Origin of the sequence: Streptomyces sp. 4F14, assembly GCF_048159485.1 — a bacterium.
GTDB lineage: Bacteria > Actinomycetota > Actinomycetes > Streptomycetales > Streptomycetaceae > Streptomyces.
In genome coordinates this window covers 359,577-373,843 of sequence record NZ_JBLRVY010000008.1, presented here as the reverse complement: position 1 = coordinate 373,843, position 14,267 = coordinate 359,577, and the positions used below count along the sequence as shown (strand labels likewise).

Annotated in this window: 14 protein-coding genes; 7 read left to right on the top strand and 7 right to left on the bottom strand. The window is 73.9% G+C overall.

Going from position 1 to position 14,267, the window contains the following annotated elements; translation table 11 throughout:
• Positions 1 to 77: 77 nt before the first annotated feature.
• Positions 78 to 1,214, bottom strand: coding sequence for a methyltransferase (locus ACLZOT_RS17035; RefSeq protein WP_416969818.1), 1,137 nt, complete (start codon positions 1,212 to 1,214; stop codon positions 78 to 80).
• A 66-nt stretch (positions 1,215 to 1,280) separates the two neighbouring features.
• On the opposite strand from ACLZOT_RS17035, the gene ACLZOT_RS17030 reads away from it, so the two are divergent.
• Together ACLZOT_RS17030 and ACLZOT_RS17025 are read left to right on the top strand one after the other, a co-directional pair.
• Complete coding sequence (locus ACLZOT_RS17030; RefSeq protein ID WP_416969756.1) at positions 1,281 to 1,976, top strand: alpha-ketoglutarate-dependent dioxygenase AlkB family protein; 696 nt, start codon at positions 1,281 to 1,283, stop codon at positions 1,974 to 1,976.
• Positions 1,973 to 3,214 (top strand): ROK family protein, encoded by a 1,242-nt coding sequence (locus ACLZOT_RS17025; protein WP_416969755.1) that lies wholly within the window; start codon positions 1,973 to 1,975, stop codon positions 3,212 to 3,214. Before ACLZOT_RS17030 ends, ACLZOT_RS17025 begins: the two co-directional genes overlap by 4 nt.
• A gap of 47 nt (positions 3,215 to 3,261) precedes the next feature.
• On the opposite strand, the gene ACLZOT_RS17020 is transcribed toward ACLZOT_RS17025, so the two are convergent.
• The 3 genes from ACLZOT_RS17020 to ACLZOT_RS17010 all read right to left on the bottom strand — a co-directional run bounded on the left by ACLZOT_RS17020 (position 3,262) and on the right by ACLZOT_RS17010 (position 5,757).
• Positions 3,262 to 4,029: an SDR family NAD(P)-dependent oxidoreductase gene (locus tag ACLZOT_RS17020; RefSeq protein WP_416969754.1), complete on the bottom strand. Its 768-nt coding sequence runs from the start codon at positions 4,027 to 4,029 to the stop codon at positions 3,262 to 3,264.
• 100 nt (positions 4,030 to 4,129) lie between these two features.
• Positions 4,130 to 4,717 (bottom strand): TetR/AcrR family transcriptional regulator, encoded by a 588-nt coding sequence (locus tag ACLZOT_RS17015; RefSeq protein ID WP_416969753.1) that lies wholly within the window; start codon positions 4,715 to 4,717, stop codon positions 4,130 to 4,132.
• A 32-nt stretch (positions 4,718 to 4,749) separates the two neighbouring features.
• On the bottom strand, positions 4,750 to 5,757 hold the full coding sequence (locus tag ACLZOT_RS17010) for a LysR substrate-binding domain-containing protein (RefSeq protein ID WP_416969752.1): 1,008 nt from the start codon (positions 5,755 to 5,757) through the stop codon (positions 4,750 to 4,752).
• Between the two features lie 88 nt (positions 5,758 to 5,845).
• Between ACLZOT_RS17010 and ACLZOT_RS17005 the strand changes: the two genes are divergently transcribed.
• Together ACLZOT_RS17005 and ACLZOT_RS17000 are read left to right on the top strand one after the other, a co-directional pair.
• Positions 5,846 to 7,306: a ketol-acid reductoisomerase gene (locus ACLZOT_RS17005; protein ID WP_416969751.1), complete on the top strand. Its 1,461-nt coding sequence runs from the start codon at positions 5,846 to 5,848 to the stop codon at positions 7,304 to 7,306.
• Positions 7,307 to 7,371: 65 nt separating this feature from the next.
• Positions 7,372 to 8,274, top strand: coding sequence for an NAD(P)-dependent oxidoreductase (locus ACLZOT_RS17000; RefSeq protein WP_416969750.1), 903 nt, complete (start codon positions 7,372 to 7,374; stop codon positions 8,272 to 8,274).
• Positions 8,275 to 8,387: 113 nt separating this feature from the next.
• Here ACLZOT_RS17000 and ACLZOT_RS16995 read toward each other — a convergent pair whose 3' ends face one another.
• Genes ACLZOT_RS16995 through ACLZOT_RS16985 form a run of 3 tightly spaced genes read right to left on the bottom strand, consistent with a single transcriptional unit; the run spans position 8,388 to position 10,454 of the window.
• Positions 8,388 to 9,299, bottom strand: coding sequence for a phosphotriesterase family protein (locus tag ACLZOT_RS16995; RefSeq protein WP_416969817.1), 912 nt, complete (start codon positions 9,297 to 9,299; stop codon positions 8,388 to 8,390).
• Positions 9,296 to 9,868: a DUF4865 family protein gene (locus ACLZOT_RS16990; RefSeq protein ID WP_416969749.1), complete on the bottom strand. Its 573-nt coding sequence runs from the start codon at positions 9,866 to 9,868 to the stop codon at positions 9,296 to 9,298. Before ACLZOT_RS16990 ends, ACLZOT_RS16995 begins: the two co-directional genes overlap by 4 nt.
• Before the next feature lie 10 nt (positions 9,869 to 9,878).
• Positions 9,879 to 10,454: a TetR/AcrR family transcriptional regulator gene (locus tag ACLZOT_RS16985; RefSeq protein ID WP_416969748.1), complete on the bottom strand. Its 576-nt coding sequence runs from the start codon at positions 10,452 to 10,454 to the stop codon at positions 9,879 to 9,881.
• 168 nt (positions 10,455 to 10,622) lie between these two features.
• On the opposite strand from ACLZOT_RS16985, the gene ACLZOT_RS16980 reads away from it, so the two are divergent.
• From ACLZOT_RS16980 to ACLZOT_RS16970, 3 genes are read left to right on the top strand one after another with little or no spacing between them, the layout of a single operon-like run.
• The gene (locus tag ACLZOT_RS16980) at positions 10,623 to 10,889 is read left to right on the top strand and encodes an SHOCT domain-containing protein (protein WP_416969747.1); all 267 of its coding nucleotides are present in this window, start codon (positions 10,623 to 10,625) and stop codon (positions 10,887 to 10,889) included.
• The gene (locus ACLZOT_RS16975; protein WP_416969746.1) at positions 10,886 to 11,638 is read left to right on the top strand and encodes an ABC transporter ATP-binding protein; all 753 of its coding nucleotides are present in this window, start codon (positions 10,886 to 10,888) and stop codon (positions 11,636 to 11,638) included. The genes ACLZOT_RS16980 and ACLZOT_RS16975 overlap by 4 nt, the downstream gene beginning before the upstream one ends.
• A complete protein-coding gene (locus ACLZOT_RS16970) occupies positions 11,635 to 14,238 on the top strand; it encodes an ABC transporter permease (RefSeq protein ID WP_416969745.1) in 2,604 nt (867 codons plus the stop codon). The genes ACLZOT_RS16975 and ACLZOT_RS16970 overlap by 4 nt, the downstream gene beginning before the upstream one ends.
• The last annotated feature ends 29 nt before the right edge of the window (positions 14,239 to 14,267 follow it).

Here is a 14,267-nt window from a genome sequence, read left to right as displayed (position 1 = left end):
GGGGCGGGCCCGCGGGATTTCGACCTCGACCTCTGCCGCACCCCCTCGGCCGCCCACGTTCCCGTTCCCGCGTCGGCTCAGCCCTGCTTGACCGCCCTCAGCACCACGAACTTCGGGTTCCCGGCCACGACTTCGCTGTTCCCGAACAGCTTGCGCAGCGTGATGTGGTAGCCGAGGTGCCGGTTGCCCACGACCCACAGCTCGCCGCCCGGCCGCAGCACCCGCCGCGCCCCGCCGAACATCCGCCGCGCCGTCGCGTCGGTCGTGGCCTGGTGGGAGTGGAACGGCGGGTTGTTGAGGACGACGTCCACGCTGGCGTCCGGCACCCCCGCGAGCCCGTCCCCGACCCGGAACTCGGCGTGCCCCGGCACCCCGTTGGCCTTGTACGTCGCCTCCGCCGAGGCCACCGCCTGGAACGACTCGTCGGTGAACAGCACCTCGGCGCGCGGGTTGGCCAGCGCCACCGCCGTCCCCACGACGCCGTTGCCGCAGCCGAGGTCCACCACCCGGCGCACGCCCGTCGTACCGGGCAGATGCGCGAGGAAGAAGCGCGTGCCGATGTCGAGGCGGTCGGCGCAGAAGACGCCCGCGTGCCCGACGACCGGACGGCCGGAGAGGACCCCGACGTCGTCCGGGAGGGCGTAGCCGTACGGCCACGGGTTCGCCGGGCGCTCCAGCGCCGGGTCCGGGACGGTGAGGATCAGGCGGGCCTTCTGGCGGGCCAGGGAGGTGCGGGTGGGGCCCAGGATCCGTTCGAACAGGCGCAGCGTCGAGGTGTGGATCTCCTTGACCATGCCGGTGCCGACGACGACCGTGTCCGCGTGCAGCGCCGGCGCGAGCCGCAGGAGCTGGTCCTCCAGGAGCGCGAGGCTCTTCGGGACGCGCACCAGCAGGACGTCGATCCGCGCGGGCGGCGGATCCTGCGTGGTCAGCAGCCGTACGGCGCCGGTCGCGACGCCGGCCCGCGCCAGGTTCGCCCGGGTCGCCTCCTGGCCCAGCCACGAGTCGGTGATCTGCGTCGGCTCCGCCCCGGCGAGCGCCGTGACCAGCGCGCCCCACCGGTCGCCGAGCACGACGACCGTGCCGGTCAGCGGCACCGCCTGCTCGTGCAGATGCGTGAGCAGATACGCGTCGGCGGCGTCCCAGGCACGCAGCCTGTCACGCGGGTCCTCGGGGAAGCGGCTCAGCTCCAGCTCGCCCCACGGCGTCGTCATACGGTCGTTCATCGTCAGCCAGGCTAGCCGAACCCCAGCTCAGACCGGGTGCGGCAAGATGGTCCGATGGACGCCGAGCTGTTTCCCCGGGAGCGTACGCGGGTCGCCCCGGGCGCCGTGCACGTACCCGACTGGCTGGACGAGGCCGCCCAGCGCGACCTCCTCACGGCCTGCCGGGAGTGGGCCCGCCCCCCGGCAGGCCTGCGCACGGTCCGCACCCCGGGCGGCGGCACCATGACCGCCCGCCAGGTCTGCCTGGGCTGGCACTGGTACCCGTACGCCTACTCATGCACGGCCGCCGACGGGGACGGCAGCCCGGTGAAACCCTTCCCCGCGTGGCTCGGGGAGCTGGCGCGGCGGGCGGTCGCGGCGGCGTACGGCACCCCGCCGGACCCGGGGCCGGCGTACGACATCGCGTTGGTGAACTTCTACGACGGGGACGCCCGGATGGGCATGCACCGGGACGCCGAGGAGCGGTCGGATGCGCCGGTCGTGTCGCTGAGCCTGGGGGACCGCTGCGTGTTCCGGTTCGGGAACGCCGGGACGCGGGGGCGGCCGTACACGGACGTCGAGCTGCGCAGCGGGGACCTGTTCGTGTTCGGCGGGGACTCGCGGCTGGCGTACCACGGGGTGCCGAAGGTGCTTGCGGGGACGGCGCCGGAGGGGCTCGGGCTCACCGGGCGGCTGAACGTGACGCTGCGCGTCAGCGGATTCGCGCACGGCCACGACACCGAGCGGATCATGGGAGACTCGCCCTCATGAGCGGCAAGGCGGACCCCCGGCCGGCGGGGGAAGGGACCACCTCAAGGGCGCGGTTGGACCGGGGACGCGGTGCGCTCGGGCCCGCGCTGGAGCTCGTGCACACCGGGCGGGCGCCGACGCGCGCGGTCCTCACCGCCGAACTCGGTGTGACACGCGCCACCGCGGGCGCGGTCGCCGCCGAACTGGAGGCGCTCGGCGTGATCCGGGTGGACGCGCATCCGACGGCCGCCGCCGGTTCCCAGGGCCGCCCCTCCCACCGGCTCGAACTCGCCGAGGACGGGCCGGTGGTGCTGGCCGCGCAGGTCCACGCCGACGGTTTCCGGGCCGCGTTGGTCGCGCTGGGCGGCAGGATCGTGGCGACGACGCCGAGTTGTGAGGCGGTCGACGCGGATCCGGCGAAGATCCTCAGCGCGGTCGTCGAGGCGGGCGCCGAGCTGCTGCTCAGCAGCGGACGCCGCTGCGTCGGCGCCGGGCTCGCCGTCCCCTCGGCCGTCGCCGAGCCCGAGGGCCTGGCCCTCAACCCCCTGCACCTGGCCTGGCCGGTGGGGGCGCCGGTGCGGGAGATCTTCGCCGAGCGGATCGCCGCGGCCGGTGTCGAGGGGCCCGCGTTCGCCGCGAACGACGTGAACCTCGCGGCGCTCGCCGAGCACCGGCACGGCGCCGGGCGGGGCGCCCGCGACCTGCTGTGCGTGGCCACCGGGCACCGGGGCGTCGGCGGCGCCCTCGTCCTCGACGGCCGTCTGCACACGGGGAGTTCGGGGCTCGCGCTGGAGGTCGGCCACCTCACGGTGAACCCCGAGGGCCGCCCCTGCCACTGCGGCAGCCGCGGCTGCCTCGACGTCGAGGCCGACCCGCTGGCCCTGTTGACCACCGCCGGGCGCGAACCCGGGCCCGAGGGCTCGCTGTTGCACCAGGCGAACCGGCTGATCCGCGAGGAGTACGGCGACCCCGTGGTCCGCGCCGCGGCCGAATGCCTCATCGACCGGCTGGGGTTGGGGCTCGCCGGGCTGGTGAACATCCTCAACCCCGACCGCATCATCCTCGGCGGACTGCACGGCACGCTCTTCGACGCCGACCCGGAGCGGCTACGGGCCGTCGTCGCCGAGCGGAGCCTGTGGGGGAGGAGCGGGAGTGTGCCGATCATCGCCTGTTCGCTGGGCCACAACAGCCTGGTGGGGGCTGCCGAGTTGGCGTGGCAGCCGGTGCTGGACGATCCGTTGGGGACGCTGGGCGGATAGGCGGGGGCGGCTTTCTCCGGGGGCGTTCTTCTTTGGGGCGCGTCGCGTCAGAGCGTCGTTCCGCCGTCGATCAGCAGGTCCGTGCCGACCAGCGGGGCCGAAGTGTCCGACGCCAAGTACAGGACGGCTTCGGCGACTTCGGCGGTCGTGACGGACCGGCCGAGCGGTGACTGCTCCTTCATCCGCGCCGCCCGGCCCTCCTCCGTCTCGCCCGGCAGCAGGGACATGGACGTCCGAGTGACGCCGGGGCTCACGGAGTTGATGCGGACGCCGTCACGGATGTGTTCCAGGGCGGCGCCCCGGGTGAGGGAGACGGCGGCGGCCTTGCTCGCGGAGTAGGCGGTCACGCCCGGCTTCTGCGCGTACGCACCGAGGTTCGAGGCGACGTTGACGATCGCGCCGCCGCGCGGCTGGGCGCGCATCTGCCGTATCTCGGCCCGCAGCGCGAGGAAGAGGCCGGTCAGGTTGGTGTCCAGGACCGCGTGCCAGTCCGCCGGGTCGGTGTCGGCGAGCGGCTGCCCGGCCCGGATGATCCCGGCGTTGTTCACCGCGACGTCGAGGGAGCCGAACCGCTCTACGGTGGCCCCGACCAGCGCGTCGACGCTGTCGGGGTCCGTGACGTCGGCGGGCAGGGCGAGCGCCGTGCCGCCCGCCTGCTCGACGAGCGCGACCGTCTCCTCCAGCGCGGCACGGGTGCGTCCGGCGGCGACGACGTTCGCACCCTCGGCCGCGAAGGCGAGCGCGAGGGCGCGGCCGATGCCGGAACCGGCGCCGGTGACGAGGGCTGTGCGGCCGGAGAAACGCTGCTGGGACATGGGTAGCCTTTCCAGAACGAACGGTCTTGAATAAGGGCAGGGGTTGGGTGAGGGTGGGGGTGTCTGTGGTTGAGGGCGGTCTCGCGAAAGGGTGAGGGTGTCAGTCCAGCAAGGTCAGCGCCTGCTCCGCCGCGTCCCGCACCCGCGCCGCCGGATCCGCCGACGCCTTGCCGACGACCCGCAGACCCTGGAGGAGGACCAGCAGCATCCGGGCGAGCGCGTGCGGATCGCGGTCCGGCGTCAACTCGCCCTGGGCCTGGGCCCGTACGAGCGCCGAGTGCAGCAGCGTCTCCAGGTGCTCCCAGCCCGCCTCGACGCGGAGCGCGGCCGCGGGGTCGTGCGGGGCGAGTTCGACGGCCGTGTTCGCGACGAAACAGCCGCGTGCGCGGGCGGGTTCGGCCGTGGACTCGGCGGCGAAGCGCCGGACGACCTCCCGGACGCCGGGCAGCGCGGGGCCCGGCGCGGACAACTCCTGTACCAGCGCCGGGTTCATGAGCTCGCCGTAGCGGTCGAGCGCCTTGAGGTACAGGTCGTGCTTGCTGCCGAAGGTGGCGTAGATGCTGGCGCGGGCGATGCCGAGATGCTCGACGAGGTCGGCCATCGAGGTGGCCTCGTAGCCGCGCCGCCAGAACAGCTCCAGGGCTGCCTGGAGGGCGGCGTCCGGGTCGAATTCCTTGGTCCTCGCCATGCGGGGAGCCTAGGTCATTCGAGAACGAGTGGTCAATTAAGCGCGGTGAGGCTCCACAGGGCCGCCACCGCCGGTCGCCGCAGATCCGCCCGGCGTACGCAGAGGCCGACCGTGAGGGGCTCCGGCTCCGGTGCCACGGGGACGACGGTCAGGCGGTCGCGCACGGCGCTGTGCTCCAGGACCAGCCGGGGGACGATGCCGGTTCCGCAGCCGAGGGCGACGAGCGCCAACAGGGCTTCGTGGCCGTCGGGTTCGCAGGCGACCTCGGGGGTCAGACCCCGGGCGCGGAACCAGCGGTCGGCGGCCTCGCGGACCAGGCCGCGCTGGGGGAGGACGAAGGGGCCGGTGGGGGAGTGAGGCGGGGTGGTGCGCGCCGGCGCGGGGTTCGCGGCGGGCGCCTCGCTGATGTGCGCCGGCTCGCTACCCGCAAGGCCGGCACGCGCAGGGTCGCTACCCGGAAGGCCGGCACGCCCAGGCCCGGAGTCCTGGCTGCGTTCCAGCCCGGAGTCCCCCGCACCGCCGCGCGTCGTCACGAACACCAGCTCCGTCGTCGCGACCGTCCTGCTCGCCAGCCCCTCCGGGAGCCGCTCCGGAATACCCGCCACGGCGACGTCCGCGTCGCCCTCGTCGAGCCGGGCCAGCGCCGCCGCCGCGTCCCCGGTGCGCAGGTCCAGCCGTACGTGGGGGTGGGCCGCGCGGAACGGCGCCAACAGGGCGGGCAGCAGCGCCTGGCAGGCCGTGACCGTCGCGAACACCGAGAGGTTGCCGGTGAGTTGAGCCGGGTCGGGATGCTCCTCGCGGTACGCGCGCCACAACTCCAGCGCCTGGGCGGCGTATTCGCGGAAGCGGTGGCCCTCGGCAGTGAGCGCGACCCCGCGCGGTCCCCGGTCGAAGAGCCGGTGACCGAGGTCCGTCTCCAGCCGCTGCACCGTCCGCGTGAGCGTCGCCGGACTGACGTGGCAGTCCAGACTGGTCCGCCCGAAGTTCAGCGACTGCGCCAGATGGAGGAAGAGCCTCAGCTCCCGATGGTCGTCCCGCATACTCTGACCTGCCCGTTTCGTTTGATGCAACGCGGCGATGCGAGAGTTGCGCTTGTCGCAACACCTGGCCGGAGCCTACAACTCGGACATGACCTTCACCTCCCGCGTCTTCCCCCTCGACACCCTCGACGTCCCCGGCGGCACGGAGACCGTCCTCCCCGGCGGACGCCACCTCTTCCCCCTGCTGCCCGAGGCGTTCGCGGGCGTCGAGCGCATCGGCGTCCTCGGCTGGGGTCCGCAGGGCCGCGCCCAGGCCCTCAACCTCCGTGACTCCCTCGCCGGTTCACCGATCCGGGTCACCGTCGGACTGCGCCCCGGCTCCCGCTCCGCCGCCGACGCCCGAGCCCTCGGCTTCACCGAGGAGGACGGCACCCTCGGCGACTGGCTCACCGTCGCCGCCGCGAGCGACCTCGTGATCCTGCTCATCGCGGACGCGGCCCTCGCCGCCCACCACGAGGAGATCTTCGGCGTGCTGAAACCGGGCGCCGTCATCGGCCTCTCGCACGGCTTCCTCCTCGGCCATCTCCGGGAGACCGGCGGGGAGTTCCCGCCCGGACACGGTGTCATCGCCGTCTGCCCCAAGGGCATGGGCGACTCCGTCCGCCGCCTCTACGAACAGGGCGCGGAGGTCAACGGCGCCGGGATCAACGCCAGTTTCGCCGTCCACGCCGACCCCGACGGCCGCGCCACCGACCTCGCCCTCGGCTGGTCCGTCGCCCTCGGGGCGCCGTACACCTTCCGGACCACCCTGGAGAGCGAGTACCTCTCGGACATCGTCGGCGAGCGCGCCATCCTGCTCGGCGCCGTGCACGGCATGGTCGAGAGCCTGTACGGACGGTTCCGGCTGGCCGGGGACGACGAGGTCACGGCGTACGAGAGGTCCTGCGAGGCCGTGACCGGGCCCATCGCCCGCACTGTCTCGCGCGCCGGACTGCGCGCCGTGCGCGAGGAGTTGGGGGACGCGGAGCGGGACGTCTTCGACCGCGCCTACACCGCGGCGTACGGGCCCGCGCGGGAGATCGTCGCCGAGATCTACGACGAGGTCGCCGACGGCACCGAGCTGCGCAGCGTGATCCTGGCCGAACGGCGGCTCGTGGCACGGGAGATGAGCCGGATCGGCGGGTCGCCGATGTGGGCGGCTGCGCCTCGCGTCCAGGCCCGGCGCGGTCAAGTCGCGGTCGCCGTCGAGCCGTTCACCGCCGGGGTGTTCGTCGCGACGATGGTCGCGCAGATCGACGAGTTCGCCGAACGCGGGCACCCGTGGTCCGAGATCGTCAACGAGTCGGTGATCGAGGCCGTGGACTCGCTGCTGCCGTACATGCACGCCCGCGACGTCGCCCACATGGTCGACAACTGCTCGCGCACCGCCCGGCTCGGGGCCCGGCGCTGGGGGCCGCGCTTCCAGGCGGCGTACGAGCAGGTCGCGTTCCCGGCCGCCGAACTCCCCGCCGACGCCAAGTTGTTGAAGGCGTTCGACGAGCATCCCGCGCATCAGGCGCTGGCCGCGGCGGCCCGGCTGAGGCCGTCCGTGGACATCGCGGTGGCGTGAAACAGGGGCGAGGCGTGAGCCGCGTCGGTTCGCGTACCGCGCGCGTACGCAGGGAGGATGAGCCCATGAACGAGAAACTCACCGTCGCCGTCCTCGGCACCGGCATCATGGGCGCCGCGATGGCCCGCAACCTCGCCCGCGCCGGACACACCGTCCACGCCTGGAACCGCACCCGCGCCAAGGCCGAACCGCTGACCGCCGACGGCGCGCGCGTCGTGGACACCCCCGCCGAGGCGGTGCGCGGCGCGGACGCCGTGGTGACCATGCTGTACGACGGCGGCGCGGTCCTGGACGTCATGCGCGACGCGCTGCCGGGCCTGGGCGAGGGCACCCTGTGGGTCCAGTCGACGACCGCCGCGCTCGACTCGGTCGGCCGGCTCGCGGACTTCGCCGAGGCTCACGGTCTGGTCTTCTTCGACGCCCCCGTCCTCGGCACCCGGCAGCCGGCCGAGGCGGGACAGCTCACGGTGCTGGCGGCGGGCGCCGTCTCCCAACGCGCCGCTGTCGCCCCGGTGTTCGACGCGGTCGGCGCCCGGACCGTGTGGACCGGCGAGGAGCCCGGCGGCGCGACGCGGCTCAAACTCGTCGCCAACAGCTGGGTGTTGGCCGCGACCGCCGCCACCGGCGAGGTCCTCGCCCTCTCCCAGGCCCTCGACGTCGACCCGCAGGACTTCTTCGCCCTGATCGCCGGCGGCCCCCTCGACATGGGCTACCTCCACGCCAAGGCGGCCCTCATCCTCGAAGACCGCCTGTCCCCGGCCCAGTTCGGCGTGACGACGGCCGAGAAGGACGCCCGCCTGATCGCCGAGGCGGGGCGTTCCCACGGAGTCCGCCTCGACGTCGCCGAGGCCGCCGCCGAACGCCTGGCACGGGCGGCAGCGGCGGGACACGGCGAGGAGGACATGGCGGCGGCGTACTTCGCGAGCTTCGAGACGGGGCCGGAGACGGACACGAAGCGCAACGGCTGACGCTCACCGCCATGCGCCGGCACGGCTGAACGCTCCCACGCGCCACCACGCCCCGGAGCGGTTCCCCCTGTTCGCCGCCCCGGCGCGGCTGACAACTCCCGCGCACCACCCCCTCACCGCCACTCCACGGAGAACGCCCGCCCCGCGTTCTCCGTGAACATCCGCCCCACCACCCCCTCCCCGACCCCCGCCACCAGCCGCTCCCGCACCCTCCGCAACAGATACGGCATCCCCGGCCCACCATTCACCGACCGTGCGGCAGCGGTCGTCGTGTCGCCCCCGAGAAGCAGCCGCTGACCGAACCCGCCCTCGACGAGGGCGAGTACGGCGTCCGGCATCCGCCAGTCGGTGGCGTGATGAGCGGACGACGGCCCGTCGAAGGCCAAGTAGCAGCCGCTCTCGGCGATATGACGATGCATCACGAGATCGGGTGAACGATTGAGGTGCCCCAGAACCACCCGCTCCGGCGGCACCCCCAACTCCCCGCACAGCAGGTCGAGTACGTCGAGCGCCCCCGTCCCCAGCTCCAGATGGACGGCGATCGGCGCCCCGGTCGCACGGTGGGCCTCGGCGGCGGCGGCCATGGTCCACCGGGCGTGCGCATCGAGCCCGTGGAAGCCGCCCGCCACCTTCACGAGCCCCGCCCGCACCCCCGACACCCCGATCCCCACGGTGAGTTCGGCGACGAACACCTCCGCGAGCCGGGGCCCACGCACCTCCGCCAGGACCTCGTCGCCGTAGTGCCGCGCCTGGTGCAACCCGGTCGCGGCGACGATGTTCACCCCCGACTCCCGTGCCAGGGACGGCAGATCGGCCGCGCGCCGCCCCATCCGGTAAGGCGTCCACTGCACCACCGACCCGCCGCCCAGCTCCCGGAACGCGGCCAACTCGGCCCGCGCGGCCGAGGCGCTGCGCAACTCCTGTCCGGGGAGGAGCGGACTGCTGAGGAACAGGTGATCGTGCGCGTCGCAGACGCCGAGCCGCTCGGGCGGCACATCCCCCAGCACCGTCCGGACGGCCCTCACCACTGCCGCCCCCTAGGCAACTCCGCGAGCCCGGGCGCCGACAGATGCAGTACACGGAACACATCGCCCTCCGCCTTCGGGGCGTCGTGCGCCCACAGCGAGAACCGCACGATCTCCCACCGCGAGGTGTCCACGCCCGCCGCGGCCACCAACACCCCGTCCCCGCGGGCGAGTTCACCGACCGCTTCCGCCTCGTCCGCCATCACCTCGTCCGCCGCGACGGGCACCCGCTGCCGTACGGCGACGACGGCGGGCGAACCGGCGGCGCCGCCGGCCTCGTAGGCCACCCCGCTCCACTGCCGTACGGCAGGCCGCCCGAAGTCGTCGCTCAGCTTCTGGAACGGGCCGCCCCACAGGAAGCGGTTCATGCCCTGCACGGTGCGCCACAGGTAGAACGGCGCGTACTGGTTGACCGGCGAGCCGTCGACGCCGCGTTCGCGTACGAGGTACGCCTTGAGGCCGAGGCCCTGCCAGTCGTCGAGGAGGTGCCCGACGCGGGCCACACGCGCGCGGATGACGCTCATGTCGTAGTCGGCGGGGAGGGCGATTTCGTACTGCATCGCGTGCACGGGGGTTCCTTCAGTTCCGGGGTGCGAGAAGGGTGAGCAGGCCGCGGACGCCCGCGTCGAACGCGTCGGGTGAGCCCGAGGCGCGGGCCAGGACGTACCCGCCCTGGACGGTCGCCACGACCGCCGAGGCGATCTCCGCCGGGTCCAGTGAGGCCGCGAACTCGCCCTGCTCCTGGCCGAGTTCGACGATCCCGGCGATCCGCGCGCGGATCCGGGCGAGCGTCTCGTCGACGGGCGCCCGGAGTTCGGGGCTGGCCATGACGTCGGGGTCCATCGTGAGACGGCCGACCGGGCAGCCGCGCAGGACGTCGCGCTCGCGGCGCAGGTAGGCCGCGATGCGGTCGTACGGAGTGCCCGGCGTGTCGAGGGCCGCCTCCGCGGTGGCGAGCAACTCCTCGGCCGTACGCCGGATCGCGGCCAGCGCCAGGTCGGGCTTGCCCTTGAAATGGTGGTACATGCTGCCCTGCCCGGCGCCCGCGCGCTCCAGGATCGCCTTGGGGCTGGTGCCGACGTAACCGCGCTCCCACAGCAGCTCGCGGGTGGACTCGATGAGGCGTTCCGAGGTGCTCATGACCGTACTGTACATACTAGTAGTTACAGAACTTCAGGGGGCCGTCAGGGGAGGACCGCGCGATCTCCCGCGTACTCCCCCGGAGGTACGCGAGGTGCCGCCACCCGTGCGACGACCCCGGCCCCCTCCCGGCGAGAACCTCGACAGCGACGGACCGACCGCTGCCGAAGGAGATGACCGGCGATGAACACCCTGGCGAACGGATACGGGGGCCCCGGCCCCTGGATCCTGCTGTTCCCCCTGGTCTGGGCGGCGGCCGTGGCCGCCGTCGTGACCGTCGTACGCCGCACGGGACGGCGAACGCGCCCCGGCGCACGCCCCCTCGGGGACGCGCCCCTCGCCGTCCTCGGCCGCCGCTTCGCCGCCGGGGAGATCGACGAGGACGAGTACTGGCGCCGCCAGTCGGTCCTGGAGGAGCACTTCGGCCGCAAGGCGGGTGAGACGCCGTGACCGCCACGACCGCCGCGCGGGTCGTCGACGCCGTGAAGGTGTACGGCGCCGGCGACACCGCCGTACGCGCGCTTGACGGCGTGAGCGTGGAGTTCCCCGCCGGGCGGTTCACCGCGATCATGGGGCCGTCGGGGTCGGGGAAGTCGACGCTGATGCACTGCGCGGCCGGGCTCGACACGCTGACCTCGGGGGCCGCGTGGATCGGGGACACCGAACTGGGCTCGCTCGACGACCGGCGCCTGACGGTGCTGCGCCGGGACCGGGTCGGGTTCGTGTTCCAGGCGTTCAACCTGCTGCCGACGCTCACCGTCGCCGAGAACATCCGGCTGCCCCTCGACCTCGCCGGGCGGCGCGGGGACGACGAGTGGATCGACGCGTTGATCGACGTCGTCGGCCTGCGCGACCGCCTCCACCACCGCCCCTCGCAGCTCTCCGGCGGCCAGCAGCAGCGCGTCGCCGTCGCCCGCGCCTTCGCCGGACGCCCCGACGTCGTCTTCGCCGACGAACCCACCGGCAACCTCGACTCCCGCGCGGGCGAAGAGGTCCTCGGCCTCCTCGCCCGCACCGCTCGCGAGACCGGCCGCGCGGTCGTCATGGTCACCCACGACCCCCGCGCCGCCGCCCACGCCGACGAGGCCGTCTTCCTCGCGGACGGCCGCCTGGTCGACCGCATGCAGGCACCGACGGCGGACCGGGTGCTGGACCGGTTCAAGGCGTTCGAGGTACGGGCGGGGGCGACACGGCCATGAACGGCACCGCACCCGACACCCCACCGCCCACCGGCACACCCGCCCCCAACTCCGTCCGCACCGCCCTCCGCCTCAGCCTCGCCGCCCTCCGCGCCCACCGCCGCCGCTTCGCCGGAACGTTTCTCGCCGTGTTCCTCGGCGTCTCCTTCCTCGCGGGCACCCTCGTGATGGGCGACACCCTGCGCGCGGGCTTCGACACGATGTTCGGCAGCGCGACCGCCGGCACGGACGCCGTGGTCAGGGGCGCCGACGCGATCACCACCCCCGACGACAGCCAGGGCGTACGGCGGCCCGTGCCGGCCGCGCTGGCCGGCGACCTGTCCCGCGTCCCCGGCGTCGCCGCCGCCGAGCCCGACATCCAGGGCGCCGGACAGCTCCTGGGCCGCGACGGGAAGCCCATCGGCGGCAAGGGCCCGCCCACCCTCGCCGGCAACTGGATCACCGACCCGCGCCTGAACCCGTACCGCCTCGCCGAGGGCCGCGCCCCCACCCGCCCCGGAGAGGCCGTCGTCAACCGGGCCACCGCGAAGAAGGGCGGCCTGCGCCTCGGCGACACGACGATCCTGCGCACCCCCGACCCCGTACGCGTGAGGATCGTGGGCCTGGCGACCTTCGGCGGCGCCGACGGCATGGCCCAGGTCACCTACACGGGCCTGACCCGCGCGGACGCGGAACGGTACCTCACCGCGCGCCCCGGCCTCGCGACGGGCATCCTCGTGCGGGCGGCGGACGGGGTGAGCCAGCAGGAGCTGGTCCAGCGGCTGACTCCCGTCCTCCCCAAGGGAGTCGAGGCCATCACCGGCCAGGAGTCCGCCCGCGAGGACACCGACATGATCTCCCGTCAGTTCCTGGACGTCTTCACGGCGTTGCTGCTGGTCTTCTCCGGAATCGCCCTGCTGGTCGCGACGTTCTCCATCCACAACACGTTCGCGATCGTCGTCGCCCAACGCACCCGGGAGAACGCCCTGTTGCGGGCCGTGGGCGCGTCCCGGCGGCAGGTCACGGCAACCACCCTCACCGAGGCGGCGGTTGTCGCGGTGACCGCGTCGGCGGCCGGACTCGCGGGCGGCATCGGCATCGCCGCCGGCCTCAAGGCCCTGTTCCCGGCGATCGGATTCCCCTTCCCCGACGGCGAGTTGATGATCGGCGCCCTCTCGCTCGCCCTGCCCCTGCTGGTCGGCATCGTGGTGTGCCTGATCTCCGCGCTGCTGCCCGCCGTCCGGGCCGGACGCACGGCACCGCTGGCGGCCCTGCGGGACGTGGCGGTCGACGCGTCGGGAGCCTCGCGCCGGCGAGCTGCCGTCGGGGCCGTACTGCTGGCGATCTCGGCCGGCGTCCTGGTCTCACCGTCCCTGTGGACGGCGGGACTTGGCGCCGTACTCGTCCTGGCGGCCTTCGTGGTCCTGGGCCCGGTCGCGTCGTCGGCCGTGATCCGGTTGCTGGGCGGCCCGCTGGCGAGGCTGCGCGGCGTCACCGGCGCCCTGGCCCTGCGCAACGCGCTGCGCAGCCCCCGGCGGACGGCCGCCACGGCGAGCGCGCTGATGATCGGCGTGGCCGTGGTGTCCCTGTTCACCGTGTTCGGGGCCTCGCTCAAGGCGACGATGGACCGGACCGTCGCGCGCTCCTTCGCGGGCGATCTCGCCGTGAGCGCACCGGCGTTCGGCGCGGGCGGCAGCGGACTGAGCCCGGCCCTGGCCCCGGCGCTCGACAAGCTGCCGGAGGTCGCCACGGCCGTAGGTCTCGGCAAGGGCGTGGCCGAAGTGAACGGCTCCGGCCGGGAGTTGACGGTCACCGACCCCACCGCCCTGGCCCGCACCTTCGAACTCGGCACGATCCAGGGCGACCTGGGCACCCTCGGCACCGACGGCATCGCGGTCACCCGCACGGAGGCCCGCGAGCAGCACCTCGCCGTCGGCTCCACGACCCGCCTCACCTTCACGGACGGACAGCGCCTCACCTTCACCGTCCGCGCCCTGTACGGCCGTTCGGAACTCGCCGGCGACTACGTCATCACCCGCCAGGCATGGGCCCCGCACCGCACCCAGGACCACGACACCCTGGTCGCGGTCTCCCTCAGGGCGGGCGTCGGCGAACAGGCCGGCAAGGCCGCCGTCGAGCAGGTCGCCGCCCGGTACGGCGATCCGGAGGTGCAGACCCGCGACGAGTACGCCCGGTCCTCGGCGAGCGGCATCGACATGATGCTCACCCTCGTCTACGCACTATTGGCGCTCGCCGTCCTCATCGCCCTGCTCGGCATCGCCAACACCCTGACCCTCGCCCTCCACGAACGCACCCGGGAACTGGGCCTGTTGAGGGCCGTCGGTCAGACGCGGGCGCAACTGCGGGCGATGGTCCGCTGGGAATCGGTGCTGGTCGCGGCGTTCGGCACGACGGGTGGGCTGGGACTGGGCGGCTTCCTCGGGTGGGTGCTCGTGAGGGCGTCCGACGGGGCGAGCGACAGTGACTTCGCCTTCGCCGTCCCCGTGTCGCGGCTCGCGATCGTGGCCCTGGTGGGGCTGGCGGCGGGCGTCCTGGCGGCGCTGCGGCCGGCGCGCAGGGCGGCACGGCTCGGCGTGCTGGGAGCCGTGGCCATGGAGTGAGACCGGGAAAACCCGGCCGGGCCGCGATG